The following is a 25,761-nucleotide window of genomic DNA, read 5'->3' as shown; positions in this document are numbered from 1 at the left end:
CGTCAGGGTCTGCGGACCCAGGTGGCCACGCCCTCGTCGAGGGCGAGGGCCGCATCGGTCTGCGCGGCGGCCTCCGGGTCGTGGGTGGCGAGCACGACCGCGGCACCCCGCGCCGCCTCCTCCCGCAGCGCCGCGATCATCAGCTCGCGGTTGCCCGCGTCGAGGTCGCTGGTCGACTCGTCGGCGAGGAGCACCCGGGGCTGCAGGGCGAAGGCGCGCGCCAGCGCCACGCGCTGCTGCTGGCCGCCCGAGAGCTGGTCGACGAGGTGCCGGCGGAACTCGGCCAGGCCGACCCGGGCCAGCTGGTCGTCCACCCGCTGCGTCGCCTCGCGCGCCGGCACGCCGAGCGCGAGCAGCGGCACCAGGATGCTCTCCTCCGCCGACAGGGTGGCGCTCAACCCGTTGCGCTGCGGCACGAGCACGACGCCCGCGCGGGCCGCGTCCTCCCGGTCGCCCAGCTCCCGGCCGTCGACCCGGACCGTTCCGGTCACGGTCGCCGCGGCCGGCCGCAGTGCGCGGGCGAGCGCCCACAGCAGCGACGACTTGCCGGCGCCCGACGGGCCGGTGACCGCCAGCAGGTGCCCGCCCGCCACGTGCAGGTCGAGAGGGCGTACGGCGAGGGTCCCGCCGTAGCCGACCGACAGGTCCGCGCAGTCCAGGTCGCTCATGCGGGGTCCTCCTCGTGGGGCTCGGCACGCAGCTCGAAGTGGTCGCCGACCTCGTGGAGGCGCACCAGCGTGCCCGGGGGCAGCCTGTCGCGCGCGTGGCCGAGCAGAGGCAGGAAGCCGTCGGCGGTCACCACGGCGTACTCCTCGCCACTGCGCCCCTCTCCCCCGATCCGGCCGTCGCGGATCGTCACGGTGCGGGGCAGCACGCGAGCGACCTCCGGGTCGTGGGTGACCAGGACGACGGTGGTGCCGTAGGTGCGGTTGACGTGGGCGAGGGCGGCCAGCACGCGGTCGCGGGCCGCGTGGTCGAGCTGGCTGGTCGGCTCGTCGCACAGCAGCAGGCCGGGTCGGGTCGACACCGCTACGGCGACCGCGGCCAGCTGGAGCAACCCGGGCGTCAGGCGACCCAGCGGCTGGTCGGCGTGCTCGGCGAGGCCGAGTCCGTCGAGCACCTCGGCCGGGTCGGGCACCGTACGACCGGCGCGGCGGGCCTGCCGCTGGGCGAAGCGCACGTTGTCGGCGGGAGTGGCGTGGGGCAGCAGGTTGCGGTCGGCCCCCTGCAGCATCAGGCCGACCTCGGTCCCCCGCAGCCGGTCGAGGTCGCGCGGCGGCGAGGTCGAGAGCTCGGCGTCGCCCACGAAGACCTTCCCGGCGCTGGGGCGGAAGATCCCCGCGAGCAGGCTCATCAGGGTCGACTTGCCCGAGCCGGACGGCCCCAGGAGGCCCACCATCTCGCCGGCGCCGACGTCGAGGTCGATGCCCGACAGCGCGGCGACGTCGTGCCCCTCGGCGTGGTAGATGTGCACCAGGCCGCGGGTGCGGATCGCGAGTCCGGCCATCAGGCGCCCTCCCTGACTCGCTCGACGTGGGCACGGCGGGCGACCACCAGTCCGGTCAGCGCCGCGGCCGCGGGCAGCAGGACGAGGCAGACCACTGCGACGGCGACGACCGCGGGCCAGGACGTGCTGACGTCGAGCACCGGCACCTCGGGGACCTCGGGGAGGAACGCCACGTCCGGCATGGCCAGAACGGCCCCGCCGATCCCGGCGAGGACGCCACCGACGACGCCGACCAGGACCGCAGGCAGCCGGGCCCAGACGCCGAGCCGACGGGTCGTGCGCCGGTCCACGCCGTTGAGCCGTAGCACGGCCAGGTCCCGGGCGCGCGTGCGCCAGCCGATGGCGGCGAGGACCAGCAGGACGAGAAGCGCCAGGAGCATGACCGCGGGGGCGACCGCGGCACCCAGCGCGAGGCTCCAGCTGGCGACGGTGTCGTCGTAGGTCCGGCGTACGTCGGCATAGCGGCGTACGTCGGCCAGGGCGAGGTCGCGCTCCTCCAGTGCCGAGCGCACGGCCGCCTCGAGGTCGGGGTCGTCCTCCATCCAGATCTCGAGGCGGCTGTCGCGGGTGATCGAGGCCCCGCGGGTGACGGCGTCGAGGTCGACGAGGGCGGAGTCGTCGGGCATAGCGGGCAGGAGGACGAGCCTGCCGGCCTCAGTGGCCGGCCGGTCGATGCCGTCGGATCCCTCCACGGTCAGCGACTCCTCGACCGGATCGGGGTGGTAGTCGGTCAGCAGGGCCGGGACTGTGGCCGGGACCCAGGCCGGGGACACCTCGATCGGGTAGAACCCACCGGCGTCGATCGCGAACCGGACGGATCCCTCCGAACCGGCCACGGGCTCGATGAGGGTGTCCTCGTCCTGCGTCGTGTTCCAGTCCGAGGCCGACGACACCCAGTCGACCGAGCGCCCGTCGACGCGCAGGTCGGAGAGCTCGAGCTCGCCGTCGATCGTCGCACCCTGCGCCGTCGCGAGCTGCAGGGCGGCCAGTCGACAGCCGTCCGCGCAGGCGTCGACCGTGCCCGACAAGCGTCGGCGCGAGCCGTCGGACGGCAGGAAGCCGAGGGTCGCTGCACGGCGTACGCCGGTGGCGGAGGTCACGACGAGGCTGAGTCGTACGTCGACCTCACTGCCGAAGATGTCGTCTGCGTTGAGCCCGTCGCTCCGCACGTCGAGCGACACGCGGCTCCCGGCGATCTCCACAGGCTGCTCCTCCGGGGGTGCGATCGCCCGCCACTCCTCGGACGTGGGTGCCTCCCTGGGGAAGAACGCGATCCGGCGGAACCCGGCCGGGTCGACGGCCAGCGTGTCGCGACCCACCAGCACGGGCGTCGCACGGCTGCCGGTCGGGTCTGCCTCGCCGAGCGCGGCCCGGACGGCGTCGAGGTCGCCGCCGGGCACCCGGGCGACGACGGGGGCGCCGGACTCGTGCCGGCCGGCGGTCGACCGGTTGCGCTCGCCGATGGCGAGGGCGTCCATCGAGAACGCCGCCAGCGCGCACGCGACAGTGACGACCACGATGACCGTGCGTCCCTCGGAGCGGCGGCCGGTCTCGAGCAGGCTGGTGCCCGACACGAGCCGCCCCCGGCCCAGCAGTCGGCGCCCGAGCGCACGCCCGACAGGACCGGCCAGATGGGCGAGCAGGAGGCCGGTGAGCAGCGCCGTGAGCGCCGGTCCGGCCAGCGCGAGGGGACCCTGGAGGCTGCCGCTGGCGAACGCCACGACGCCGGTGCCCACGCAGGCGACCACGAAGGCCTCGACCGCCCCGAACGCCCACCGCCCGGAGGCGACAGGTCCACTGCGGACCACGTCCTGCAGGGGCTCGCGCGCCGTACGGACCGCGGCGGCAAGGGTGGTCAGCACCACGGCGAGCAGCGCGAGCAGCAACGCGCCCGCGAAGCCCGGACCGGCCTCGAAGGTCGACTGGCCCGGCAGGAGGCGGCGCACGACCTCCCCGCCGGCCAGTGCCACCAGCGCCCCCGGGACCACGCCGACGAGGAGGGCGGGAAGGAGCTCGAGGAGCAGCAGGGCGGCTGCCCCGGCCGGCCCGCGACCGCGCAGTCGCGCCACGGCGACCTCCCCGCGGCGCGCCGAGGTCGCCGCCGTGAGCACGAGCCACAGCACGAAGACGGACAGCACCGCCATCGGCGCCAGCAGCAGCGGCACAGTCCGGTGGGCCTGGGCGACCTGCGCCCCCAGGGCGTCGGTCAGCTCGTCGACCCCGGTGCGGAGCTCGAGGTCCGCACCACGCAGCCCCATCGTGCGGGCGATCTCCTGGACCCCCTCCCCCAGCGCCACCAGGGAGTCGACGTCGGCGTCCGCGGTGCCCACGGGGGCGCCGGCCTGTGAGGTCTCGCCGGTCAGGGAGAGGGCGTCGACGAAGGTCTGCTCGACCGTCAGCCACGCGTCGTGGTTCGCCGAGGGCTCGAGTCCCCGCGTGATGCTCGAGATGCCGACCGTGCGCTGGCCCTGCCACCAGGCCTCGTCGAGCGGGGCGTAGGTGCCGACCACCTCCAGCGGCACGTCCAGGTCCTCGTCGATCGCGTTGCTGACCTCCAGCGCGGTGCCCGCGACGAGGTCGAAGTTGTCGACGTCGGCCTCGCTGACCAGGATCTCGCCGCTCGCCTCCGGGCAAGTGCCGCTCAGCAGGCGTACGTGCTCGCAGGCGCCGTCGCGCCACAGCAGCAGTCCCGACGGCGGGACCTCGCCGGTCGTCGGCGTGACGATGGCGGTGCGGCCGAGCACGACCGGACCGAGCTGGGCCGCCACGTCGTCGGGGATCAGTGAGGCGACCTCGCGCGGGTCGCGCGAGTCGATCGCCCCGCCCGCGAAGTCGCTGCTCTCCGACACGACGGTGACGCTCGCCTCGGCAGGTGTCGCCTGCGCCAGCAGGGTGTCGACCAGCGCCTGCTGCATCGCGCGGTCGTACACCGGCGCGAACGCTGTGCAGGCGGTGATGAGGGTGGAGATCGCGAGCAGCGCGAGCGCCTGGCCGCGACGGTGGCCCCACGCAGCCCGCCACGCGTGGCGTGCGGGCGACCAGGCGTGCGCGCGTGGGGATCCCCAGCCCCTCATGGCCACATCCTGTCGTCGTGCGGTCCGGTGAGGATAACGGGCGTTCGCCCGTGCGGGTGGGACGAGAGGACCGGCCTTCCCCCCGGCAGGTCGCAGGGCCATATGCTCGACGCGAGCCACCCTCGGGCGGCGGCCGGACGACGATCGGGAGGCACGGTGGGCGACGACATGAGCGCTCCCGTCCCGTCAGCCCCCGATCGATCAGCCTTCTCGTACTCCGTCGTCATCCCGGTCTACAACAGCCAGGACGTCGTCGGATCCACGATCGACCGCGTGGTCGAGGTCTTCGAGGCCGCCGGCCTGCGCTACCAGGTCGTGCTCGTCAACGACGGCAGCGGCGACGGGAGCTGGGACGTGATCGCCGAGCGCGCCCGCCGGTCCCCGCACGTCGTCGCCCTCGACCTGCTGCGCAACTACGGTCAGCACCACGCCAACCTGGCGGGCCTGCGCGAGTCCACCGGCGACTTCGTGATCACCATGGACGACGACCTCCAGAACCCGCCCGACCAGGTGCTGCTCCTGATCGACAAGGCGCTCGAGGGCCACGACGTCGTCTTCGGCCGCTTCGAGCGCAAGCAGGCCCGTGGCTATCGCCGCCTCGGCAGCAGGATGATCAACGTCGTCAACCGCCGGGTCTTCGAGCAGCCGCCGGGCCTCGCCGTCTCAAACTTCCGGATCCTGCGCCGTGACGTCGTGGAGCGGATCTGCGGATCCCGTACGGCGCACCCCTACATCACCGGCCAGGCGCTGATGTTCTCCAGCAGCCCCGCCGACGTGCTGGTCCGCCACGACCCGCGGGCCAGCGGCACGAGCAACTACGGCCTGCGCCGGATCGCCTCGCTGGTCCTGACGATCCTGTTCAGCTACTCGGTGTTCCCGCTGCGCGCGGCTGCGGCGCTCGGTTTCGCCGTCGCCGGGTTCAGCTTCCTGCTGGGCCTCTTCTACCTCGTCCGGTCGTTCTTCGTGGACACCGCCGTCCCCGGTTGGACAACCATCGCGGTGCTGCTCGCGGTGCTCAACGGTGTCGTCATCATGCTGCTGTCCATGCTGGGCGAGTACGTCGTCCGCACCCTCAACGCGGTCAGCGCCGTCACCACGTACCACGTGTCCGAACGGGTCTCGCAGTGACCGAGCACCCCGCGCGGCACGTGCTGCTCGTGGGCGCACAGAGGTGCGGCACGACCTATGTCGGTGCCGCCCTCGACGCCCACCCGGACATCACCCTGGCCCGGCCCTCGCGGCCCGAGCCCAAGGTGTTCTGCAACGCGGATCTCGCCGCGCGCGGGCACTCGTCGTACGACGCGACGTGGTTCGCGCACGCCGGGGACGCGCGGCTGCTCCTCGACAAGAGCACCAGCTATCTCGAGGACCCCGAGGCACCCGCCCGCGCCGCGGCCGCGTTGGGCACGCCCCACGTCGTCGTGGTGCTGCGCGACCCGGTGCAGCGCGCGCTGAGCAATTGGCGGTTCAGCACCGACCACGGGCTCGAGACCCGCGACGTCGAGGAGGCCCTGCGCGCCGACCTCGAGCGCGGGCCCAGGCAGCCCTGGGACCCGGGCACGACCTCGGTCTCGCCGTTCGCCTACGTCCGGCGCGGGAGGTACGTCGACCACCTCCCCTCGTGGATGTCGACCTTCCCGGACACGACGCACGTGCTGTTCCTGGAGGAGCTGCTGGCCGACCCGGCGGTCCTCACCGGGCTCGTCGGCGCGCTCGGCGTCGATCCCGCCCTCACCCCCGAGTCCGCGCACGAACCCGTCAACGAGAGTTCAGGCAGCCGACCTGTATTAGGAGAGGCGTTGCGGGGCACTCTGGAGGAGTACTTCGAGCCAGGCAACGCCGCGCTGGCCGACCTCCTTGGAAGGAAGCTGCCCTGGTGACCGAGCTCCCCGACGTCCCGTTCAACCTCCCCTCCGTGGAGGGGCGCGAGCTCGACTACGTCCAGGACGCCGTCCGTGGCGGGCACCTGGCCTCGGGCGGGGACTTCACCCGGCGGACCGCCGAGCTGCTCGCGGCCGAGACGGGGGCGGCCGAGGTGCTGATGACCACCTCCTGCACGGCCGCGCTCGAGCTCTCGGCGATGCTGCTCGAGCTGCAGGACGGTGACACGGTGATCGTGCCGTCCTTCACCTTCACCAGCACGGGACTCGCGTACGCGCGCCAGGGCGCCGGCCTCGTCTTCTGCGACATCGAGCCGGTGACCCTCGGCCTCGACCCGGCGCACCTCGCGACGCTCCTCGACGAGCACGTCCGTGCGGTCGTGATCGTGCACTACGCCGGCATCGCCTGCGACGTCGAGGGGATCCGCGCGGTGCTGGAGCAGTGGCCCGACGTACGCCTCGTGGAGGACAACGCCCACGGGCTCTTCGGCACGTGGCGCGACCAGCCGCTCGGCAGCCTGGGCCGCTACGCGACGCTCAGCTTCCACGAGACCAAGAACTTCGTGTGCGGCGAGGGCGGCGCGCTGCTGCTCAACGACCCCGAGGACGTCGACCGCGCGCGGGTGCTCTACGACAAGGGCACCAACCGCCACGCGTTCATGCTCGGCCAGGTCGACAAGTACACCTGGAAGGACACCGGGTCCTCGTTCGGCCTCTCCGACGTGCTCGCGGCCTACCTCCTCGCGCAGCTCGAGATGCGCGAGGTGATCCAGGGCAAGCGTCGCGCCCTCGTCACGCACTACACGGCCGCGCTGGCGCCGTACGCCGACGAGCTCGGCTTCGATCTGATGCGCATGCCGGCGGACCGCGGGTCCGCGCACCACATGTTCTACGTGCTGCTGGACGAGCACGACCGCCGCAACGACGTGCTCGAGCTGATGCGGAAGTCCGGCGTGCAGGCGACCTTCCACTACCAGCCGCTGGACGCCTCCGACGCCGGCCGCTCCTTCGCCGTGCGCGAGACGGAGTGCCCGGTCTCGCGCGACATCAGCGGCCGGCTGCTGCGCCTGCCGTTCTGGAACAACCTGACCGGTCCCGACCTCGACCGGGTGACGACGTCGTTCCTCGAGGCCTCGTCGGCGACCCTCGAGAACCGTTGACACAGCCGGTGGGCAGAGGCGGAGCAGGCGCACCGGTCCAGCCGGGCTCGTCCTCGCTGCGCCGGCAGGGCTACTGGTGGCACCGCGCCCGCGCCGACCTGCTGGGCGTGGTGATGCGACCCCACCTCGGCACGCCGCGGCGCACCCTCGACGTCGGCAGCGCGGACGCCCCCAGCGTGGGCTGGATGGCGGGCGAGCAGCAGCACGTCAGCCTCGACCTGCTGCCCGAGGGGCTGGTGCCCGGGCAGGGCGTGTGCGGGTCGGCGACCGACCTGCCGTTCGCCGACGAGACGTTCGACGTGGTCTCCGCCTTCGACGTCGTGGAGCACTGCGCCGACGACGCGCGCGCGATCGCCGAGCTGGCCCGGGTGCTCACTCCTGATGGCCGGATGCTGCTGTCCGTCCCGGCCTACCAGTGGGCGTGGTCGGACCACGACGTCCAGGCCGGCCACCACCGCCGCTACACGAGGCCGGCGCTGACCCGCCTGGTCGAGGACGGCGGGATGCGCGTGGTGCGCGCGACGTACGCCTTCAGCGGCGTCTTCCCGCTCTTCGTCGCTGAGCGGCTGAAGAGGCGCGTCGCTCCCCCGCCGCCGGGCGACACGCGGCTCCCCCAGGTCTCCGCCCGGGTCGACCGGGTGCTGATGGGCCTCTGTGCCGCCGACGCCCGCGTGCTGCGGCGCCGCGACCTGCCCTACGGCTCGTCGGTGCTCCTGGTCGCGGTCAAGCCCGCTGGGCCCGACCGAGCCTGAGCGAGCCCCACGCGACGACCGCCAGCGCGACGGTGGCGGCGACCTCGGCGGCCAGGAAGGTCACCGACGTACGGGTCACCGCGGAGGAACCGGCGAGCAGGACCAGGGCGATGGCCCCGACGCCGACGGCTGCGGCCCACGCGAACGCCACCCGGAGGGGCCGGTCGCCGGCGAGCGCGGCGACCATCAGCACGACGTTGGCGACCGCGAGCGTGGAGCCTGCGGCGAGCACCGCGGCGACGGCCGAGGTGACGTCGACGGTGCTGCCGAAGACCAGCCGCAGCAGCCACGGGCCGAGCACGGCGCCGAACGCGCCCGCCAGCGGCACGGCGACGACGGTCACGACGGCCAGGCCGCGGGCCAGCGAGCGGAGCCGGTCGACGGCGCCCGCGACGACGTACGTCGTGACGCGCTCGGTCAGCTGGGGCAGCGTCCCCAGCACGACCATGTACGGCGCGCGGAACAGCGCGAGCGCGGCGAACATCGCCGTGACCTCGGCCGGCGAGCCGCCCAGGAGCGCGAGCAGCACGGGTCCGCCCGTGAGGACGGCCTGCGCGACGACCTGCCCGGTCGCGGCGCCGCCGAGGAACGTCAGCGCTCCACCGTCGCTCCCGCCCCCCTCGGAGAGCCGCCAGGCGGACGGCCACACCGCGACCAGCCCGCCGGCGACGAGGGCCAGCCCGTGGACCTCGGGGTGGTGGATGCCGGCCAGCAGCAGGACCGCGACGAGCACGCACCGGAGGGCGTTCTCGGCGACCAGGCTGCAAGCCACGGCGACGAAGCGCCCGCGGCCGGCGAGCCCGCCGCGGACCACGCCCACGGCTGCCGTGGCCAGGGTGACGAGCACGACCAGCACCGGGAACCACGCGTCGTCGCGGTGGAACAGGCGATCGCGCAACAGCCAGGCGACCACGCCCAGCGCGAGCGCGACGGCGACCACGAGCCCGGCGACGCGCGCGGCTGCGCTGCGCACGGCGCCCTCCTGACCGGCGACGATGCTGCGGGTGATCCAGTGCTGCAGGGGGAACGTGAGGGCCGCGGCCGCGAAGGTCCACTGCGTCCACAGGACCGAGACCGGGGCGGCCGCCTCGGCGCCGAGCCCGCGCGTGAACAGGGCGAACAGCACGTAGGCCAGCAGCCCGCTGACGACGGAGCCGGCCGCGAGCACGGCGGGAGCCCGGCGCGAACCGGTCATCCGGCGTCGTCCTCCAGCAGGGCGAAGGGGTCGCCCGGGTCGTAGCCGGCGGCGGTGCGCAGCCGCTCGATCGTGTCCTCGCCGAGGTCAGCGCGGGCGTACCACTCCCACAGCGGCGCGCGACCGATGAAGACGTACTCCGGCATGAGCGCCCTGCGCCAGCGCAGCGAGGTGGTCTCGCCGACGGAGACGAGGTCCGGCCCGTCTCCGACGAGATCGGCCTCGAAGCCGACGCGCCCGCCGGGCCAGGTGTCGTCCAGGTAGTCCTGCAGGCCGCTGCGGAACATCTGGTGGCGCGTCGGGTTCGTGCGCCCGGTCAGCACGAGCGGCTGCGGCGCCTCGATGGACGTGATCGTCGCGCCCTCCGGCAGCTCGGCGAGGACGGCCGCCGTCGCCTCCCGTTGCGCGTCGAGCGTGTGGTCCCTCGTCGACACCGCGTAGACGAGCGCGAGCACGACACAGGCCCCGGCCAGCACGGTCGCGACCACCCACTGCGGGCGCGGTGCGAGACGGCGTACGACCACCGCGAAGGCGGCGCCGAGGCCGACCACCGCGAAGGGCAAAACCGGGAACAGGTCGGGCCAGGCGTCGTACTCCTTCAGCGTCCAGGCGAGCCCCGCCGCCAGCCCGGCCGTCATCGCCGGCAGCACGCGCAGCGCCGGGAACGCCCGGCGGGCGGGCGGCACGACCGCGGCGAGGGTGACCAGGACCAGGGCGACGACGCCCGCGAGCATCAGCCACACGGTGACGCCGTACGCCTCCTGGAGGTCCAGCCACACCCGGTCGAGGTCGTCGGTCAGCGGGTCGGGCACGGTGTAGCGGCGGTTGATGACGTAGAAGCCGTCGACGGCTGCGCGCAGCGAGCCGACCAGTGCGAACCAGGTGCCGAGGGCCGCCACCGGGAGGAGGCCGCCCAGCGCGACGCGGACAGAGGCGCGGATCCGACCGGTCTCCGCGACGAGCAGCACGCCCACAGCGACGGCGGCGAACGTGCTGAAGAACGCGGTCTGCAGGCACAGCGTGGCCAGGCTGGTGCAGACCCCGGCGGTGAACCACCGGCGGCGGGTGACGGCCCACAGTGCGAGGACCACGAAGAGCGTCATCGGCGTCTTCTCGCGCGGACCGTTGGATGCGTACTGGATGAAGCCGTGGAAGGCGAGCATCCCGCCCGCCGAGACGAGGCCGGCGGCCCGGGAGGCGAAGAGGTCGCGACCCAGCGCGTACGTCGCGCACACCGCGGCGGTGGCGATCAGCATGAAGAGGACCCGCATCGTCAGGAGGTCGTCGAACCCGCCGAGCCGCGCGAGCAGGGCCCCGATCCCGGGGATCGCGTGCGCGAGCGGGCCGGCCCGGTTGAGGATGCCGAGATAGGGAGGCACACCGTCCGCGACCTGCTGGCCGGCGTAGCTGTAGACGCCGAGGTCGCGGGTCAGCGCACCGTGGAAGCCGTGCGCGACGTAGACGACGACGCACGCGATCGCAACGACAGGGACGAGGCGGTCACGACGGATCACCTCAGGCACGCAGTCACCCTACGGAAAAAACTTCTAGGGTCGATGTCGAAGGCGTCCGCCGCCGTTCGACGTACGTGCGAAAGAGCAACCCACACCCACCAGCAGGAGCGATCACAATGCCGCGTTTCATGGGATTCGTCAGGATGGAAGAGAACATCGGGGAGCCCCCGCAGTCGCTGTTCGGAGCGATGGACGCCTACATCGGCGAGCGCGCCGCCAGCGGCGTGTTCATCGACGGGGGCGGGCTCTACGGCACCGAGGACGCCGTGAACTTCGTCGTCCGCAAGGGCGAGGTGACCCGCGTCGACGGGCCCTACGCCGAGGCCAAGGAGGTCGTCGGCGGGTGGTCGCTCCTCGAGTACGCCACGCTCGAGGACGCCGTCGCCGACCAGGAGGAGTTCGCCCGGCTGCACGCCGAGCACTGGCCCGAGGTCACCGTCGTCGCGACCCTGCGCCAGATCTCCGGTGGCCCGGACGCGCCCGAGGCCTGATCTACGCTGGCCGCGTGCCGGCAGAGACCACCACTGACCAGTTCACGGAGGCAGTCCACGCCGCGTGGCGGGCCGACTCGGCCCGCCTCGTCGGCGCCCTCACGCGGATGACCCGCGACGTGGAGCTGGCCGCCGACCTCGCACAGGACGCCCTGGTCGCCGCGCTGGAGCAGTGGCCCGTCTCGGGAGTCCCCGAGAACCCCACCGCGTGGTTGATGACCGCGGCCAAGCGCCGCGGCATCGATCACTTCCGCCGCGCCGACAACCTGCGCCGCAAGGTCGCCGAGCTCGAGGGCTCTGCCAGAGGAGAGGAGGCGGACGTGCCCGATCTCGAGAGCCAGGTCGACCACATCGAGGACGACGTCCTGCGCCTGGTCTTCCTGTCCTGTCACCCCTCGCTGACGCCCGACTCGCGGGCTGCCCTGACACTGCGACTGGTCGGCGGGCTGACGACCGGTGAGATCGCGCGCGGCTTCCTGACGACCGAGTCGACCATGGGCCAGCGCATCTCCCGGGCCAAGAAGACGCTCGCCACCGCCGGCGCGACGTTCGAGCTGCCGACCGGAGCCGAACGCACGGAGCGTCTCGACGACGTGATGGCCGTCATCTACCTGATCTTCAACGAGGGCTACACCGCCACCGCGGGCGACGACTGGATGCGCCCCGACCTCGCCGCCGAGGCGACGCGGCTGGCCCGGATGCTCGCCGCGCTCGCGCCCGAGGAGCCGGAGGTGCTCGGCCTCCAGGCGCTGCTCGAGCTGCAGGGCTCGCGGACAGCGGCACGCGTGTCCGCGTCGGGCTCCCCCGTGCTGCTCGAGGAGCAGGACCGGACGCTGTGGGACGAGCTGATGATCCGCCGCGGGCTCGCAGCCCTGTCGCGCGCGTCGGAGCTCGCCGCGCGTGGGACACCGGTCGGGACGTACTTCCTCCAGTCCTCCATCGCCGCCGAGCACGCCCGCGCTCCTCGCGCGGAGGACACCGACTGGCAGCGCATCGCTGCGTTGTACGACGTGCTCGCACAGGCCGCGCCCGGCCCGGTCGTCGAGGTGAACCGCGCCGTCGCCCACGGTCGGGCGTACGGCTCCGAGGCCGGGCTCGCCGTGCTGTCCGCGGTCGACCCGGCCTCGCTCGGCGAGTCGCCACTCGTGCCGAGCGTGCGCGGGGACCTGCTGGAGCGCGCCGGCGAGCATGCGGAGGCCGCCGCTGCCTTCGGTGACGCGGCGACACTCACCCGCAACGAGGGCGAGCGGGCGGTACTCCTGCGGCGCGCGGAGGACAACGCGTCGAGGTCATGACCGCAGATTGTCCGCAATCCCGGTGAGGATGGAGCCATGACGACCTACTCCGGCACGGACGAGTTCGAGGGTGCGACCTTCAGCAAGGCGAGCTTCAAGGGCGCCATGCTGCGCTACTCCGACGTCAGCGGCGTGACGATGCGCAGCGTCGACGTCGACGGTCTCGACATCGACAGCCAAGACCTCTTCTTCGGCACGCTCCTCGTCAACGGGGTCGACGTCGTGCCCCTCGTCGACGCCGAGCTCAACCGGCAGTTCCCCGGCCGCGAGCTGCAGAAGGCCGAGACGCCCGAGGGGCTGCGTGAGGCGTGGGTCGCCGTGCAGGCGGCGTGGCAGGACACGGTCGCAGGTACGCCGCCCGAGCTGAGGGACGCCCACGTCGAGGACGAGTGGTCGCTCGCCCAGACCCTGCGCCACCTCGTGCTGGCCACCGATGCGTGGCTGCGCGGCGCGATCCAGGGGATCGAGCAGCCGTTCCACGAGATCGGCCAGATCTTCACCGGCGCCGCCGAGATGGGCTTCGACATGTCGATCTTCCGCACCGACGAGCCGACGTGGGACGAGATCCTGGTGGTGCGGGCCCAGCGACAGGAGCTGGTGACCGACTTCCTCGCGACGGCCACGCCCGAGCTGCTCGCTAAAGAGCGTGACAACCCCTGGGGCGGCGGCGACTGGCACCCCACCGTCGGCGACTGCCTCCGGGTGATCCTCGAGGAGGAGTGGGCGCACCTGCGCTACGTACGACGCGACCTGGCTCTGCTGGCGTCGCCGTCATGACGGGACGGGCACATCCGGGGGTCGACGCGTACATCGCCCAGCTGCCCGAGTGGCAGCAGTCGATCTGCCGACAGCTGCGCGAGCTGATCCGGGCGACCGATCCCGACATCGAGGAGACGATCAAGCGCACCGTCCAGCCCTACTTCGTCCTCCAGGGCAACGTCTGCGCGCTCCTCGCGACGAAGGACCACATCAACCTCTTCCTGTACGACCCGACGGTCAGCGATCCGCACGGCATCATCAACCAGGGCCACGGCAACGCCACCGGTCGGACCATCCAGGTGTACGAGCACGACGCGATCAACCGGGACGCGGTGATCGGCATCCTGACCGAGATCGTCGCGCACAACCGGCAGGGTGGCTGGCGCCGGCTCAGCGGTTCGTGAACGGCGAGGGTGCCGGTCGGGACGTCGTACGGATGGCGCCACCGGATGCCCTGTCCGTATGACGTCACGGTCTAGGACGTCGCGGTGGCTCCGGGCGAGGCAGTCTCCAGCCGCTTGCTGAGCAGGGAGGCGATCCGAGCCGCCAGCTTCCCTGACTTCTCGGCACCGGCGAACACGTAGGCCGCAGTCATCACGTCGCCCCTCGTCTGGTAGATGAGAGCGCCGGGGAAGCTGCGCCCGTTCCTGTTGCTGGGTGTGATGGTCACTCGCACGGCGACAGCCCCGTCCTGCCAGTCCGCCTCCTGCGGCAGCTCCTCGTACCGGAACTTCAGGTCGAGCTGCCCTTCCACGCTGGAGTTGACGAAGCCCCGGGGGCAGTTGGCGATCGCGCTGCGGAGCTCGGCCATCGCCTGATCCGCACCGCCGGGCTCGTACGCAACAGTCTCGGTCGAGATCGAGTCGCCGTTGCGTGCCCCAAAGGCCACCTGGTGCCGCGCCGTCCGAAGGGCCTCGCTCGGGAAGGTCCCACCGCAGACGTCCAGGGTGACGTAGCCGTCGACCAGGTCTCCCTTCTCCCCGAACTGGTTCGTGGTCCCGAAGCCGCGGGGAAGGTCCTCTGGCCGCACCTCGACAGCGAGCGTCACCTCGGCGTCGGTCGCCTGCTCCGGCTCCGGCTCCGGCTCTGACGTCTGGCTGGCCGTCACCGGCCGGTCGGTGGTGGCGTCGTCGCTGTCAGAGCTGCATCCCGAGAGAGCGACGAGAAGCATGCACGTGCACGCGCCGACAGCGCGCAGGAGGTGTCGAGTCACTTCTCGAGGGTGCCATCCGCACACCGTTGCCGTTCACGTTTCGGCGGCACCTGCCGCGACGTCATCGGCTCGAGGCGTGCCAGAGCGACGTGGGGCAGGATGTCCGGCGTGGAGACGTCGTACGCCTGCCCCGTCTGCGGGACCGTCCACGTCCACCAGTCCGACCGCTACCGCAACCACGTCTGCCGCGAGTGCGAGAAGCGCGCTCGCTGCGTCGCCCACGACCGCGGCGTGCTCGGCTACAACACCTCGCCGATGGGCGGCGGGTTCGCGGCCCGGCACGGCGACCGCAGCGACGACCAGTGCGACCAGGTCACCCGCGACGGCAGGGTGCTCGTCGACGGCTCCGAGTTCCGGATGCGGGAGGCCTACATGGGCGGCATCGTCGTCCACACACCGTGAGCCAGGGCGTCGAGAGCACCACCGACGAGGCGAAGGCTCGCGCGATCGATGAGCTCGACCGGATCAACCGCCTGCTGGCCGAGCCGGCCTGAGACGCCGAGCGGTCAGCTCCCGGTCTCCCACACGCGCACCCAGTCGACGTACATGTGCTGGGGCAGGTGCCGTCCCTTGATCTTGGGGATCTCGTAGTCCGCCGCGATCAGGCTCAGGATCGGGAACTGCCGCTCGGCCGAGACGTTGCCGGTCATCCGCGTCGTCTCCCTGCCGTCGATGCGGAAGACCATCGTGCGCGGCGTCCACTCGACCGAGAACACGTGGTAGTTCTTCGACCAGCCGTCGCGCCTGCTTGCGAGGTACGACGCCGAGCTCGGGATCCAGCCCCCGGAGGAGACCCGGCGGCGGCCGTCGTAGCGGTGGGTGAACGTCGCGAGGCCGCCCTGCGGGTGGTGGTTGCCGAAGTACTCCACGACGTCGATCTCGCTCCCGAGGGCGCCGGGATACATCCCGGCCGTCGGCTGGAGCCAGAAGGCGCCGTGCTGCCCGCGCAGCCGGTGGAACTTCACCCGCGCCGCCGCGAAGCCGTAGCGGAAGCCGAACTCGCCCTGGGTGCCGACGTGCCCGTTGAGGCGGTAGGCGTAGCGACCCGAGACCGCATCACGCCCGCCGATCCGGCACTTCGTCGTGGCGTCCGGGTCCACGATGACGCTCAGCCGCAGCGCCCCTCGCTCGACGATTGCGGCCCGCGGGTCGCCCTTCGAGCAGGAGCGGCGGTTGGAGTGCACGTAGTCGCGGCCGCGGTGGTGCCACACCGGACGCAGCTCGGACCCGGCGAACTCGTCGGTCCACGTCGGCTGCAGCCAGCGCTCGGTGCTCACCGGATCGCTCGCCAGCGCGGCCAGGCCGCCCCAGGCCCGCAGCTTCACGCGGTACGTCAGGGGCTCCCCAGCTAGGGCTGCGGCCGAGGCGAACTGCGCGCGACCACGCGCGTCCTGCCGGGCCGTCGCCACAGCGCCCCAGGACGACCCCTGCTGCACCTGCAGCTGGACCGGACGCCCGACGCGCACCGGCCGCATCCTGGCGGTCATCCCGGCCCTCGCGGCGTCGGCGTCGGCGACCGACCCACCGTGCTGCACGATCTGCGGCAGGGCCTCCAGCCTCACCCGCTGCCGGGCAGTGACGCGCACCGAGACGCTCGCCGGCTCGACGGCGGGCTCGGACGAGTCGTCCGACGAGGCGGCCGACGTCGGCGACGACCACCCGAAGGGCGCGGCGACCAGGGCGATCAGGAGGACGCCGGTCGCGGCGGCACGATGAGCTGGCATGCGTCTGGGACGCCGCCCGGACCCGATTGGTTGTGACTAGTGCGTGACCCTCGAGGTGAGGAGGCGCAGGGTGGACTGGAGCTCGTCGAACTCCCGCTCGCCGAGGCCGAGCCGGTCCTTCATGTCGCAGTGGATCCGCTCGGCGTGCTCACGCAGCGACTCCCCCTTGGTCGCCAGCGAGACGACGACGTAGCGCTCGTCGGCGTTGTCGCGGCGACGCTCGACCAGGCTGAGTGCCTCCATCCGCTTGAGCAGGGGCGTGAGGGTGCCGTGGTCCAGGCGCAGGTGGGAGGCGAGCTCGCGCACCGTGCGGCTCTGGTGCTCCCACAGCACGATCAGCACGAGGTACTGCGGATAGGTGAGTCCCAGTTCCGTCAGCACCGGCCGGTAGGCCGCCGTGACCGCCCGCGACGCTGCGTACAGGTCGAAGCACAGCTGCTCCGCGAGCAGCGGGGCCTTGATCAACTCCATAGCGCCACATTCTGCCCGAAGAACCGATACGTTGTGCACTATTGGGTTGTGCGCAAGGCACAATGCCGCAGATGGCGTCTGGGAGGGCACCTGTGGCTTTACGCGCAGTTTCCGGGGACGAGCGACGGCACGACGAGCTGGAGCACCTGCTGGTCCGTTCCGGGCGGGGTGACGTCGACGCGTTCACCGAGCTGTACGACCACCTCGCGCCGCGGGTCTTCGGGCTGGTCACGAGGCTGGTCCCGGACCCGGCCGCCTCCGAGGCGATCACCTGCGAGGCCTTCGTCGACGCGTGGCGGCGCTCGGCGTCGTACGACCCCGAGCGCTGCAGCGCCACGGCCTGGGTGCTCGTGGTCGCGCACCGACTCGCGGTGCGAGCCGCACGCGCCTAGCCGTCGTCCGGCTGCCGCGATGAGAGGAAGCGGCTCCGCGACGGGTAAATTCGCGCGATGCCCGACGCCCGCCCCCGCCGTACCTTCGCCGTCATCAGCCACCCCGACGCCGGGAAGTCGACGCTGACCGAGGCGCTGGCCCTCCACGCGCGGGTGATCACCGAGGCAGGGGCCGTCCACGGCAAGGGCGATCGGCGCGCCACGGTGTCGGACTGGATGGCGATGGAGAAGGCCCGCGGCATCTCGATCACGTCGGCCGCGCTGCAGTTCGTCTACCGCGACCACGTGATCAACCTCGTCGACACGCCCGGCCACAGCGACTTCTCCGAGGACACCTACCGCGTGCTGTCCGCGGTCGACTCGGCCGTGATGCTGGTCGATGCCGGCAAGGGGCTCGAGCCGCAGACCCTCAAGCTGTTCAAGGTCTGTGCGCTGCGCGGCATCCCCGTCATGACGGTCATCAACAAGTGGGACCGCCCCGGCCTCTCCGCGCTCGAGCTGATGGACCTCATCCAGGCCAAGATCGGGCTGCGGCCCACCCCCCTCACCTGGCCGGTCGGCGAGGCCGGCGACTTCCGCGGCGTCCTCGACCGCCGCACCGGCGAGTTCGTGAAGTACACCCGCACCGCCGGCGGCGCCACTCGCGCGCCCGAGCGACGCATGGCCTCCGACGAGGTCGAGGAGGCCGACGCCCACATGTGGGCCGACGCCGTCGAGGAGCACGAGCTGCTGACCCTCGACGAGGCCGACCACGACCAGGCGCGCTTCCTCGCGGGCGAGACGACGCCGGTCATGTTCGCCTCGGCGCTGCAGAACTTCGGTGTCGCTCAGCTGCTCGACCTGCTCCTCGACATCGCCCCCGACCCCAGCCCGACCGAGGGCATTGACGGGTCGGTGCGCGAGGTGGCCGACGACTTCAGCGCGTTCGTCTTCAAGGTGCAGTCCGGGATGAACAACCAGCACCGCGACCGGCTCGCCTACGCCCGCGTCGTCTCCGGCACCTTCGAGCGCGGCATGGTCGTCACCCACGCGACGACTGGGCGGCCCTTCGCGACGAAGTTCGCGCAGGCCGTGTTCGGTCGCGAGACGACGTCGGTGGAGACCGCCGAGCCCGGCGACATCGTCGGCTTCGTCAACGCGCAGTCGCTGCGGGTCGGCGACACCGTGTACGTCGGTGACGCGATCGAGTACCCGCCGGTCCCGAGCTTCGCTCCCGAGCACTTCGTCACCGCCAGCGCGGGCGACATCAGCCGCTACAAGCAGTTCCGCCGCGGCATCGAGCAGCTCGACCAGGAGGGCGTGGTGCAGGTGCTGCGCTCCGACCTCCGCGGCGACCAGAACCCCGTCCTCGCCGCGGTCGGACCGATGCAGTTCGAGGTCGTCGAGGACCGGATGACCAACGAGTTCAACTCCCCCATCCGCTTCTCCCGCCTCGACTACCAGGTCGCCCGGCGTACGGACTCCGCCGGATCCGCGGCCCTGGCCGGGATGCGCGGCGTCGAGGTGCTCGAGCGCAGCGACGGCACCCACCTGGCGCTCTTCGTCGACCAGTGGCGCGCCATGGTCACGGCCCGCGACAACCCGGAGATCATGCTCGAGGCGCTGCCCGCCGGCGGCAGCTGAGCCTCCCTCCGCACAGCCGCCGGGGTAGGCCCGGAGCATCTCCGGGCGTGGGATAACAGAGGCATGGAGCCCATCCCCGAGACCCTGCAGGCACTGGACGAGCTCGACGCCGTGCACGACGAGACGTCGCTCCTCGACCAGCTGCGTTCCACCGCCGATCGGGCCCGAGAGGTCGTGCCCGGCATCGTCGGCGTCAGCGTCGCCTCGCGGGAGGAGGGCATCACCTTCACCCTCGTCGCGACCGATGAGGAGATCGCCGTGCTCGACGCGGTGCAGTACGTCGCCAGCGGTCCGTGCGTCGACGCGATGGACCTGGGCCACGGCATCGCGACCTCACCCGAGGGCCTGCTGAGCGAGTCGCGCTGGCAGGACTTCGCCCGGGCTAGTGCCGCGGCCGGTGTGCACAGCACCCTGACCCTTCCGGTCATCGAGGACGACCGGATCCGGGCCACCGTCAACCTCTACGGGCAGGCCGAGGACACCTTCGTCGACAGGCACGAGGTCCTCGCCGGGATCTTCGGGGCGTGGGCGCCCGGCGCGGTGGCCAACGCCGACATGTCGTTCGCGACGCGGGCGGCCGCGGAGCAGGCCCCCCAGCGGCTCAAGCAGGCCGCCCTGGTGGACACGGCGACCGGCATCCTCGCCGCCAGGCGCAAGACCTCCGTCGCGCAGGCGCGCGACCACCTCGACGGCGCTGCTCGCCGCGCCGGCATCCCCGTCGAGCTGGTCGCTGCGGTCGTGGTCGAGCTTCACCACGTGGAGTGACCGGCGCGGGAGCCTCACTCGGTGAGGCGCTCGGGCAGGTCGGGGCGCGCGGCGTAGTCGCTCGCCTCGGACACCCACCACGCCTCCGCGGTCGACAGGTGCGTCGGCACCTCGAGCGTGCCGGCACAGATCGACCAGGTCCCGGGCGAGTCCTCGCTGCGCCAGAACAGCGACGAGCCGCACGCGCGGCAGAAGGCGTACGCCGCTCCCGACACCGCGAACCACGTCAGGTCCCCCCTCGCGTCGACCACCTCGAGGTCGTCGACGGCGGCAGCGGTCACGGCCACGTGGTGGCCGGTGAACCGCCGGCAGCGCGCGCAATGGCAGTTGACCACCGGCCGCAGGTCGCCGCGGACGACGTACGCCACTGCTCCGCACAGACTGCGCCCTCGGGCCGGCTCGTCGTGGGTACTCATGCCCCGATCCTCCTCCGACTGCTCGCCGCGTAGGCTCGAGAAGTGACCCAGGCACCGACCACGACCGCGCTCGGCACCCAGTTCGCCACCGAGCTGGCCGACCTGGCCCTGCCGTGGCAGGCCGCGGACACCCCGGAGCCGCGACTGCTCGTGCTGAACGAGTCGCTGGCCGCCGACCTCGGCCTCGATGCCGACTGGCTGCGCGGACCCGAGGGCATCGGGCTGCTCGCCGGCACCGTGGTCCCCGAGGGCGCGACGCCCGTGGCCCAGGCGTACGCCGGCCACCAGTTCGGCGGCTACTCCCCCCGCCTCGGCGACGGGCGTGCGCTGCTGATGGGCGAGCTGGTCGACGGCTCTGGTCGGGTCCGCGACCTGCATCTCAAGGGCTCGGGGCGTACGCCGTTCTCGCGCGGCGGCGACGGCTTCGCGGCGGTCGGTCCGATGCTCCGCGAGTACGTCATGAGCGAGGCGATGCACGCGCTCGGCATCCCGACGACCCGGTCGCTCGGCGTGGTCGCGACGGGGCGCGACGTGCGGCGCGAGACCGTGCTGCCGGGGGCGGTGCTCGCGCGCGTGGCGAGCAGCCACCTGCGGGTCGGCACCTTCCAGTACGCCCGGTCCACCGACGATCTCGACCTGCTGCGCCGCCTGGCCGACCACGCCATCGCGCGCCATCACCCGGAGGCCGCCGACGCGGACGCGCCCTACCTCGCTCTCTTCGAGGCCGTCATGCGCGCCCAGGCCGCGCTGGTGGCCCAGTGGATGCTCGTCGGCTTCATCCACGGCGTGATGAATACCGACAACACGACGATCTCCGGCGAGACCATCGACTACGGCCCGTGCGCCTTCCTCGACGCCTTCGACCCGACCACGGTCTTCAGCTCGATCGACGAGCAGGGCCGCTACGCCTACGGCAACCAGCCGATCGTCATGGAGTGGAACCTGGCGCGATTCGCCGAGTCGCTGCTCCCGCTGCTGGCCGACGACGAGGGCGTCGCCGTTGCCCTCGCGAGCGCCTCGCTCGGCACCTTCCGCGACCACTACACCGCCGCCTGGTCGGCCAGCATGCGCGCCAAGCTCGGCCTGGCCAACGACGTGGACGATGCCACGGCGCGGACCCTCGTCAACGACCTCGCCGTCCTGATGACGGCCGACCACCCCGACCACACCTCGTTCTTCCGGGCGCTCGGCTCGGCCGCCCGCGGCGACGCGGAGCCCGCGCGCGGGATGTTCCTCGACCTGGCCGGCTTCGACGCCTGGACCGGGCGCTGGCTCGCCCTCTCCCCCGACGCCGACGCGATGGACCGGGTCAACCCGGCGTACGTCCCTCGCAACCACCTCGTCGAGGAGGCGTTGGCTGCGGCGACCGCAGGCGACCTCGCTCCGTTCGAGCGGCTCCTCGACGTGCTCGCCGCGCCCTTCGACGTACGCCCCGGCCTCGAGCGCTACGCCGACCCGGCTCCCGACTCCTTCGCGGGCTACCAGACCTTCTGCGGCACGTAGGTCGGTCGCGGTCCACGCGTCATTGTTGCACCGCTGATGCACTATGGTGCACTCATGGACGAGACCGCCACCGCACTTGCGGCCGCAATCGGCGCCAGGGTGCGCTCCGAGCGCCAGGCCCGCACGTGGACCCTCGACCAGGTCGCGGACAGGTCTGGCGTGAGCAGGCGCATGCTCATCAACGTCGAGCAGGGCACCGCGAACCCGAGCGTCAACACCCTCCTGCGGCTCAGCGACGCACTCGGCATCGGACTTCAGGCGTTGGTCGCGGTCCCGCAGGCCGAGCCGTTCGAGGTGATCCGCGCCGGCAGCGCGCCGGCCCTCTGGACCGGGAAGGGTGGCGGCCGTGGCGTGTTGCTGGCGGGTACGACGCCTCCGGACATCCTCGAGCTGTGGGACTGGACGCTGGCGCCGGGCGACCGGCACGACAGCGAGGCGCACGTGCACGGAACGAAGGAGATCCTGCAGGTCCGAGAGGGCACGGTGCGCGTCACGGTAGGCGACCAGACCGAAGTGCTCGAGGTCGACGACGCCATCTCGTTCGACAGCGACGCACCCCACTCGTACGCCAACGACGGCAGCGAGGTGGCCCGGTTCTCCCTGACGGTGTTCGAGCCCGGCGTCGGCACAGCCACGACCACCGAGGCCAGCCATGACTGACCTCGGCGCGTCTCTCGCCCGCCGGCCCATCGCCTGTGCATCACACAGCCCGACCCCAGGAGACCGCCGGTGATCTGCTGCCAATTCATCTTCAAGCCCGGTACCTACGACGACGAGTTCCACCGCCTCGACTCGGAGATCGACGACTACGCCCGCAGCCTGCCCGGCTTCGACCGTGTCGAGAAGTGGCTCTCTCCCGGGGGTGACGTCGTCAATGCCATGTACTACTTCGCCGACCGGCAGTCGGTCGCGATGCTCGGCCGGATCCCGCAACACCGTGAGGCCAAGGGACAGGTCGCCCGCTGGTACGACGGCTACCGCATAGTTGTCTCCGACGTCCGTGCCACCTACGGCGACGGCCGCCTCCCCGCTCCGGCTGGGGCCTCCCACGTCGCCGACGACCAGGAGGACGTGTCAAGACCGCCACGCACACGGCTCGACCGGACAAGCACGACTTCGACACCCTCACCGGCAACACCTGGTCGGTCCACGGAGGCAACCACGCCGACGAGACGACCGGCGCCATCCGCACCCCCATCGTGATGGCGAACTCCTACCGGCTCCCGGAGGACCCCAGCGACATCGACGACCCCGGCTACCGCGGCCTGGTGTACACGCGCGAACACGGCGCCAACCAGCGCGGCCTGGAGGAGAAGCTGGCCAAGCTCGACCACGGTGAGGCCGCCGCCGTGTTCGGGACCGGCATGGCCGCCCTGCACGCCGCGTTCTTCACCACCCTCAACCCCGGCGACCATGCCATCGTGTCCAACGTCGTCTACATGCGCGTCGCGGGCCTGTTCACCGACGTGTTCCCGAAGAAGCTCGGCATCGAGGTCGACTTCGTCGACGTCACCCACCTCGAGCAGGTCCATGCGGCCGTACGCCCGACCACGAAGCTCGTGCACACCGAGGTCATCGCCAACCCTGACCTGCGCGTCGCCGACGTCTCCGCTCTCGCGGGCATCGCCCACGACGCCGGTGCGATGCTCACCGTCGACTCGACCTTCACGCCACCGCCGATGATGCGGCCGCTCGACCACGGCGCAAACCTCGTCATGCATTCGCTCACGAAGTACTACAACGGTCACGGCGACGCCATGGGCGGCGTCATCATCGGCAACCGTGACCTCGTCGAAGAGACCCGCACCGGTGCGATGTGGCACGCCGGCGGTGCCATCTCCCCGTTCAACGCCTGGCTCATCATGCGCGGCTCCACCACCCTGCCGTTGCGGCTGCAGCGGCAGTGCGAGAACGCCCGAGCGGTCGCGGAGTTCCTCGACGCGGACCCGCGAGTCGTCCACGTGTCGTATCCCGGCCTTCCCAGCCACGATCAGCACGACGCGGCTGTCGCCCAGCTGTCGGGAGGGTTCGGCGGCGTCGTGTCATTCGCCATCGGCGGAACCCACACCGATCGGCTCTCGTTCGTCAACAACCTGCGCGTCATCACCTCTGCCGTCAGCCTCGGTCACGACGAGACCCTCGTGGCATACGAGGAGTACCCCGAAGGTCCGGCGGAGGCGTTCGCGCAGCCGTTCCGCGACCACGGCCTCGTCCGGCTCGCCATCGGTCTCGAGGCCGCCGAGGACCTCATCGCCGACCTCGACGCGTCACTGACATTCGCCTATCGGCCGCGCTGACGTTCTGCTGTCAGCAGAACGACGAGCCGCGACTGGAAGCCGTGGCTAGATTCGACGACATGGGTGACGTCGTGCGGTTCCCGGTCAGGCAGCCAGACGCGCCCGCGGCGCCCGAGCCCCTGTGGCGCGAGCTGGTCGGAGCCGAACTCCATCGCGAGCGGACCGGCCGCGGCGAGCGGCTCGTCGACGTGGCCGAGCGGGCCGGCGTCTCGATGCAGTACCTCTCCGAGATCGAGCGGGGCCTCAAGGACCCGTCCTCGGAGATGCTGCAGGCGATCGCCGGGGCGCTCGACCTGAGCGTCCGCGAGCTCGCCGTCCGGACCGCACGCCCCGACGCTCTCGCCCTCGCCGCCTGACAGCCCAGCAACGTAGGAAGTTCGGGACGGCCATCGGGCGTGGGCCGCGTCAGGCTTGGGACCTTGCCGCGAACTGCCTCCGTTGGTCAGGACAGTGTCGCCGGCGCCTGGTCGACCAGGACCGTGTCGACGATGCCGTAGTCGACGGCGGCGGCGCCCGGCAGCACGAGCGTCCGGTCGGTGTCCTGCCGGATCTGCTCGGGCGTACGACCGGTGTGCCGCGCCAGCACCTCCTCGAGCTCGAGGCGGACCCGCGCGACCTCGTCTGCCTCGAGGATCAGGTCGGGGATGGTGCCGCGGCCCTGTGTCGCCGGCTGGTGCAGCACGACCCGGCCGTGCGGCAGGATCGCCCGGCCACCCGGCGCACCGCCCGCCAGCAGCACGGCCGCCGTCCACGCGGCCTGTCCGACGCAGACCGTCTCCACGCGCGGCTTCACGAACTGCATCGCGTCGTAGATCGCGAGCATCGCCGAGATCGAGCCGCCGGGTGAGTTGATGTAGAGGCTCATCGGGAGCTCGGGGTTCTCCGACGACAGGTGCAGCAGCTGCGCGATGACGGCGTTGGCGACGCCGTCGTCGATCTCGGTGCCGAGGTAGACGATCCGCTCGGAGAGCAGCCGGGAGTAGAGGTCGAGGGTGCGCTCGCCGCGCGGCGTCTGCTGGACGACGTACGGAATCGCGTAGCCGCTCATCGCACACCCGCCAGTCCGACCGGGCGCTGATGGCCCGGCGTCACGTGGTCGACCGAGGAGATGACTTCGTCCACGAAGCCGTACGCCAGCGCGTCCTCGGCGCTGAACCACCGGTCGCGCCGCGAGTCCCGCTCGATCGTCTCCCTGGTCTGTCCCGTGTGCCCCGACACCAGGCCGATGACGGTGTCGCGCGTGAGGCGCAGGTCCTCGGCCTGGATCTCGATGTCGACCGCCGTGCCGCCGATGCCGGCGGACCCCTGGTGCAGCAGCACGCGCGAGTGCGGCAGGGCGTACCTCTTGCCGGGCGTGCCCGCCGACAGCAGGAACTGGCCGGCGCTGGCCGCCATCCCCATCGCCAGGGTGCTGACGTCGTTGGGGATCAGCTGCATGACGTCGTGGATCGCGAGCATCGCCGAGACGGAGCCGCCCGGCGAGTTGATCCAGAGGCTGATGTCGGAGTGGGGGTCCTCGGCGGAGAGCAGCAGCAGCTGATGCATCAGCCGGTTGCCGTTGCCCTCGCGCAGCTCCTCCCCCAGCACGATGATGCGTTGGTGCATGAGGCGACGGACCAGCTCGTCCTCGATGCGCTCTGACGTGGGATTGATGCTCACTGGTGCACCATCCTCTTGTCGGTAGTTCCAGATGGGCTGCCGATGCACCCCTGGTCCCCACCGGACCACCG

28 protein-coding genes are annotated in these 25,761 nt (G+C 72.1%); 17 read left to right on the top strand and 11 right to left on the bottom strand.

Going from position 1 to position 25,761, the window contains the following annotated elements; genetic code table 11:
• Nucleotides 1-2: 2 nt before the first annotated feature.
• From EUA94_RS15670 to EUA94_RS15660, 3 genes are read right to left on the bottom strand one after another with little or no spacing between them, the layout of a single operon-like run.
• Nucleotides 3-668: an ATP-binding cassette domain-containing protein gene (locus tag EUA94_RS15670; protein ID WP_129427828.1), complete on the bottom strand. Its 666-nt coding sequence runs from the start codon at nucleotides 666-668 to the stop codon at nucleotides 3-5.
• On the bottom strand, nucleotides 665-1,507 hold the full coding sequence (locus tag EUA94_RS15665) for an ABC transporter ATP-binding protein (protein ID WP_129427827.1): 843 nt from the start codon (nucleotides 1,505-1,507) through the stop codon (nucleotides 665-667). Before EUA94_RS15665 ends, EUA94_RS15670 begins: the two co-directional genes overlap by 4 nt.
• Complete coding sequence (locus tag EUA94_RS15660) at nucleotides 1,507-4,581, bottom strand: FtsX-like permease family protein (protein WP_129427826.1); 3,075 nt, start codon at nucleotides 4,579-4,581, stop codon at nucleotides 1,507-1,509. The genes EUA94_RS15665 and EUA94_RS15660 overlap by 1 nt, the downstream gene beginning before the upstream one ends.
• Nucleotides 4,582-4,749: 168 nt before the next feature.
• On the opposite strand from EUA94_RS15660, the gene EUA94_RS15655 reads away from it, so the two are divergent.
• The 4 genes from EUA94_RS15655 to EUA94_RS15645 are packed head-to-tail and all read left to right on the top strand — an operon-like array spanning nucleotide 4,750 to nucleotide 8,373.
• Complete coding sequence (locus EUA94_RS15655; protein ID WP_165356922.1) at nucleotides 4,750-5,709, top strand: glycosyltransferase family 2 protein; 960 nt, start codon at nucleotides 4,750-4,752, stop codon at nucleotides 5,707-5,709.
• Nucleotides 5,706-6,461 (top strand): sulfotransferase domain-containing protein, encoded by a 756-nt coding sequence (locus EUA94_RS22200; RefSeq protein ID WP_165356921.1) that lies wholly within the window; start codon nucleotides 5,706-5,708, stop codon nucleotides 6,459-6,461. Before EUA94_RS15655 ends, EUA94_RS22200 begins: the two co-directional genes overlap by 4 nt.
• Nucleotides 6,458-7,621, top strand: coding sequence for a dTDP-4-amino-4,6-dideoxygalactose transaminase (gene rffA / locus EUA94_RS22195; protein WP_165356920.1), 1,164 nt, complete (start codon nucleotides 6,458-6,460; stop codon nucleotides 7,619-7,621). Before EUA94_RS22200 ends, rffA begins: the two co-directional genes overlap by 4 nt.
• Before the next feature lie 8 nt (nucleotides 7,622-7,629).
• Nucleotides 7,630-8,373, top strand: coding sequence for a class I SAM-dependent methyltransferase (locus EUA94_RS15645; RefSeq protein ID WP_242494915.1), 744 nt, complete (start codon nucleotides 7,630-7,632; stop codon nucleotides 8,371-8,373).
• Here the strand turns inward: EUA94_RS15645 and EUA94_RS15640 are convergent.
• Together EUA94_RS15640 and EUA94_RS15635 are read right to left on the bottom strand one after the other, a co-directional pair.
• Entirely contained in the window at nucleotides 8,345-9,568 is a 1,224-nt protein-coding gene (locus EUA94_RS15640; RefSeq protein WP_129427823.1) for a lipopolysaccharide biosynthesis protein, read from the bottom strand. The two genes, EUA94_RS15645 and EUA94_RS15640, sit on opposite strands and share 29 nt — an antisense overlap.
• Nucleotides 9,565-11,091, bottom strand: coding sequence for an ArnT family glycosyltransferase (locus EUA94_RS15635; RefSeq protein ID WP_129427822.1), 1,527 nt, complete (start codon nucleotides 11,089-11,091; stop codon nucleotides 9,565-9,567). Before EUA94_RS15635 ends, EUA94_RS15640 begins: the two co-directional genes overlap by 4 nt.
• Nucleotides 11,092-11,225: 134 nt before the next feature.
• Here EUA94_RS15635 and EUA94_RS15630 point away from each other — a divergent pair, with 134 nt between their 5' ends.
• Genes EUA94_RS15630 through EUA94_RS15615 form a run of 4 tightly spaced genes read left to right on the top strand, consistent with a single transcriptional unit; the run spans nucleotide 11,226 to nucleotide 14,031 of the window.
• The gene (locus EUA94_RS15630; protein ID WP_242494914.1) at nucleotides 11,226-11,573 is read left to right on the top strand and encodes a YciI family protein; all 348 of its coding nucleotides are present in this window, start codon (nucleotides 11,226-11,228) and stop codon (nucleotides 11,571-11,573) included.
• A 14-nt stretch (nucleotides 11,574-11,587) separates the two neighbouring features.
• Entirely contained in the window at nucleotides 11,588-12,868 is a 1,281-nt protein-coding gene (locus tag EUA94_RS15625) for an RNA polymerase sigma factor (RefSeq protein WP_129427820.1), read from the top strand.
• Between the two features lie 36 nt (nucleotides 12,869-12,904).
• Nucleotides 12,905-13,645 (top strand): DinB family protein, encoded by a 741-nt coding sequence (locus EUA94_RS15620; protein WP_129427819.1) that lies wholly within the window; start codon nucleotides 12,905-12,907, stop codon nucleotides 13,643-13,645.
• A complete protein-coding gene (locus EUA94_RS15615) occupies nucleotides 13,642-14,031 on the top strand; it encodes a DUF1801 domain-containing protein (RefSeq protein WP_129427818.1) in 390 nt (129 codons plus the stop codon). The genes EUA94_RS15620 and EUA94_RS15615 overlap by 4 nt, the downstream gene beginning before the upstream one ends.
• A gap of 71 nt (nucleotides 14,032-14,102) precedes the next feature.
• On the opposite strand, the gene EUA94_RS15610 is transcribed toward EUA94_RS15615, so the two are convergent.
• Nucleotides 14,103-14,840, bottom strand: coding sequence for a hypothetical protein (locus tag EUA94_RS15610; RefSeq protein ID WP_129427817.1), 738 nt, complete (start codon nucleotides 14,838-14,840; stop codon nucleotides 14,103-14,105).
• Between the two features lie 108 nt (nucleotides 14,841-14,948).
• Between EUA94_RS15610 and EUA94_RS15605 the strand changes: the two genes are divergently transcribed.
• Nucleotides 14,949-15,242, top strand: coding sequence for a hypothetical protein (locus EUA94_RS15605; RefSeq protein ID WP_129427816.1), 294 nt, complete (start codon nucleotides 14,949-14,951; stop codon nucleotides 15,240-15,242).
• A 104-nt stretch (nucleotides 15,243-15,346) separates the two neighbouring features.
• Here the strand turns inward: EUA94_RS15605 and EUA94_RS15600 are convergent, their stop codons facing one another.
• Entirely contained in the window at nucleotides 15,347-16,564 is a 1,218-nt protein-coding gene (locus EUA94_RS15600; protein ID WP_129427815.1) for a glycoside hydrolase family 16 protein, read from the bottom strand.
• Nucleotides 16,565-16,600: 36 nt separating this feature from the next.
• Nucleotides 16,601-17,035: a MarR family winged helix-turn-helix transcriptional regulator gene (locus EUA94_RS15595; protein WP_129427814.1), complete on the bottom strand. Its 435-nt coding sequence runs from the start codon at nucleotides 17,033-17,035 to the stop codon at nucleotides 16,601-16,603.
• A gap of 92 nt (nucleotides 17,036-17,127) precedes the next feature.
• Here EUA94_RS15595 and EUA94_RS15590 point away from each other — a divergent pair, with 92 nt between their 5' ends.
• The 3 genes from EUA94_RS15590 (at nucleotide 17,128) to EUA94_RS15580 (ending at nucleotide 19,815) form a co-directional block, all read left to right on the top strand.
• Nucleotides 17,128-17,427 (top strand): sigma factor, encoded by a 300-nt coding sequence (locus tag EUA94_RS15590; protein ID WP_165356919.1) that lies wholly within the window; start codon nucleotides 17,128-17,130, stop codon nucleotides 17,425-17,427.
• Between the two features lie 57 nt (nucleotides 17,428-17,484).
• On the top strand, nucleotides 17,485-19,050 hold the full coding sequence (locus EUA94_RS15585) for a peptide chain release factor 3 (protein WP_129427812.1): 1,566 nt from the start codon (nucleotides 17,485-17,487) through the stop codon (nucleotides 19,048-19,050).
• Nucleotides 19,051-19,113: 63 nt separating this feature from the next.
• Nucleotides 19,114-19,815 (top strand): ANTAR domain-containing protein, encoded by a 702-nt coding sequence (locus tag EUA94_RS15580; protein WP_129427811.1) that lies wholly within the window; start codon nucleotides 19,114-19,116, stop codon nucleotides 19,813-19,815.
• Nucleotides 19,816-19,829: 14 nt separating this feature from the next.
• On the opposite strand, the gene EUA94_RS15575 is transcribed toward EUA94_RS15580, so the two are convergent.
• Nucleotides 19,830-20,231: a GFA family protein gene (locus tag EUA94_RS15575; RefSeq protein WP_129427810.1), complete on the bottom strand. Its 402-nt coding sequence runs from the start codon at nucleotides 20,229-20,231 to the stop codon at nucleotides 19,830-19,832.
• 42 nt (nucleotides 20,232-20,273) lie between these two features.
• Here EUA94_RS15575 and EUA94_RS15570 point away from each other — a divergent pair, with 42 nt between their 5' ends.
• The 5 genes from EUA94_RS15570 to EUA94_RS15550 all read left to right on the top strand — a co-directional run bounded on the left by EUA94_RS15570 (nucleotide 20,274) and on the right by EUA94_RS15550 (nucleotide 24,387).
• Nucleotides 20,274-21,734: a protein adenylyltransferase SelO gene (locus tag EUA94_RS15570; RefSeq protein WP_129427809.1), complete on the top strand. Its 1,461-nt coding sequence runs from the start codon at nucleotides 20,274-20,276 to the stop codon at nucleotides 21,732-21,734.
• A 54-nt stretch (nucleotides 21,735-21,788) separates the two neighbouring features.
• Nucleotides 21,789-22,394 (top strand): helix-turn-helix domain-containing protein, encoded by a 606-nt coding sequence (locus EUA94_RS15565; RefSeq protein ID WP_207210575.1) that lies wholly within the window; start codon nucleotides 21,789-21,791, stop codon nucleotides 22,392-22,394.
• 69 nt (nucleotides 22,395-22,463) lie between these two features.
• The gene (locus EUA94_RS22755) at nucleotides 22,464-22,937 is read left to right on the top strand and encodes a hypothetical protein (protein WP_242494913.1); all 474 of its coding nucleotides are present in this window, start codon (nucleotides 22,464-22,466) and stop codon (nucleotides 22,935-22,937) included.
• Complete coding sequence (locus tag EUA94_RS15555; RefSeq protein ID WP_340640864.1) at nucleotides 22,919-24,031, top strand: trans-sulfuration enzyme family protein; 1,113 nt, start codon at nucleotides 22,919-22,921, stop codon at nucleotides 24,029-24,031. The genes EUA94_RS22755 and EUA94_RS15555 overlap by 19 nt, the downstream gene beginning before the upstream one ends.
• A gap of 59 nt (nucleotides 24,032-24,090) precedes the next feature.
• Nucleotides 24,091-24,387 carry a helix-turn-helix domain-containing protein gene (locus tag EUA94_RS15550; protein WP_129427806.1) on the top strand — a complete coding sequence of 99 codons (297 nt, stop codon included), beginning with the start codon at nucleotides 24,091-24,093 and terminating at the stop codon, nucleotides 24,385-24,387.
• An 86-nt stretch (nucleotides 24,388-24,473) separates the two neighbouring features.
• On the opposite strand, the gene EUA94_RS15545 is transcribed toward EUA94_RS15550, so the two are convergent.
• Nucleotides 24,474-25,079 (bottom strand): ClpP family protease, encoded by a 606-nt coding sequence (locus tag EUA94_RS15545; RefSeq protein WP_129427805.1) that lies wholly within the window; start codon nucleotides 25,077-25,079, stop codon nucleotides 24,474-24,476.
• Nucleotides 25,076-25,690 (bottom strand): ClpP family protease, encoded by a 615-nt coding sequence (locus tag EUA94_RS15540; RefSeq protein ID WP_277986120.1) that lies wholly within the window; start codon nucleotides 25,688-25,690, stop codon nucleotides 25,076-25,078. The genes EUA94_RS15545 and EUA94_RS15540 overlap by 4 nt, the downstream gene beginning before the upstream one ends.
• Nucleotides 25,691-25,761: the final 71 nt, after the last annotated feature.

Origin of the sequence: Nocardioides zhouii (genome assembly GCF_004137345.1) — a bacterium.
In the GTDB taxonomy this organism is placed as follows: Bacteria; Actinomycetota; Actinomycetes; order Propionibacteriales; family Nocardioidaceae; genus Nocardioides; species Nocardioides zhouii.
This window is presented reverse-complemented; position numbering and strand designations above follow the sequence as displayed.

Excerpts from the sequence above, each read along its gene's own strand:
- EUA94_RS15670 (WP_129427828.1), bottom strand. The coding sequence starts at position 668 with ATGAGCGACCTGGACTGCGCGGACCTGTCGGTCGGCTACGGCGGGACC.
- EUA94_RS15665 (WP_129427827.1), bottom strand. The coding sequence starts at position 1,507 with ATGGCCGGACTCGCGATCCGCACCCGCGGCCTGGTGCACATCTACCAC.
- EUA94_RS15660 (WP_129427826.1), bottom strand. The coding sequence starts at position 4,581 with ATGAGGGGCTGGGGATCCCCACGCGCGCACGCCTGGTCGCCCGCACGC.
- EUA94_RS15655 (WP_165356922.1), top strand. The coding sequence starts at position 4,750 with ATGAGCGCTCCCGTCCCGTCAGCCCCCGATCGATCAGCCTTCTCGTAC.
- EUA94_RS15640 (WP_129427823.1), bottom strand. The coding sequence starts at position 9,568 with ATGACCGGTTCGCGCCGGGCTCCCGCCGTGCTCGCGGCCGGCTCCGTC.
- EUA94_RS15630 (WP_242494914.1), top strand. The coding sequence starts at position 11,226 with ATGGAAGAGAACATCGGGGAGCCCCCGCAGTCGCTGTTCGGAGCGATG.
- EUA94_RS15620 (WP_129427819.1), top strand. The coding sequence starts at position 12,905 with ATGACGACCTACTCCGGCACGGACGAGTTCGAGGGTGCGACCTTCAGC.
- EUA94_RS15615 (WP_129427818.1), top strand. The coding sequence starts at position 13,642 with ATGACGGGACGGGCACATCCGGGGGTCGACGCGTACATCGCCCAGCTG.
- EUA94_RS15600 (WP_129427815.1), bottom strand. The coding sequence starts at position 16,564 with ATGCCAGCTCATCGTGCCGCCGCGACCGGCGTCCTCCTGATCGCCCTG.
- EUA94_RS15595 (WP_129427814.1), bottom strand. The coding sequence starts at position 17,035 with ATGGAGTTGATCAAGGCCCCGCTGCTCGCGGAGCAGCTGTGCTTCGAC.
- EUA94_RS15585 (WP_129427812.1), top strand. The coding sequence starts at position 17,485 with ATGCCCGACGCCCGCCCCCGCCGTACCTTCGCCGTCATCAGCCACCCC.
- EUA94_RS15580 (WP_129427811.1), top strand. The coding sequence starts at position 19,114 with ATGGAGCCCATCCCCGAGACCCTGCAGGCACTGGACGAGCTCGACGCC.
- EUA94_RS15575 (WP_129427810.1), bottom strand. The coding sequence starts at position 20,231 with ATGAGTACCCACGACGAGCCGGCCCGAGGGCGCAGTCTGTGCGGAGCA.
- EUA94_RS15565 (WP_207210575.1), top strand. The coding sequence starts at position 21,789 with ATGGACGAGACCGCCACCGCACTTGCGGCCGCAATCGGCGCCAGGGTG.
- EUA94_RS15550 (WP_129427806.1), top strand. The coding sequence starts at position 24,091 with ATGGGTGACGTCGTGCGGTTCCCGGTCAGGCAGCCAGACGCGCCCGCG.
- EUA94_RS15545 (WP_129427805.1), bottom strand. The coding sequence starts at position 25,079 with ATGAGCGGCTACGCGATTCCGTACGTCGTCCAGCAGACGCCGCGCGGC.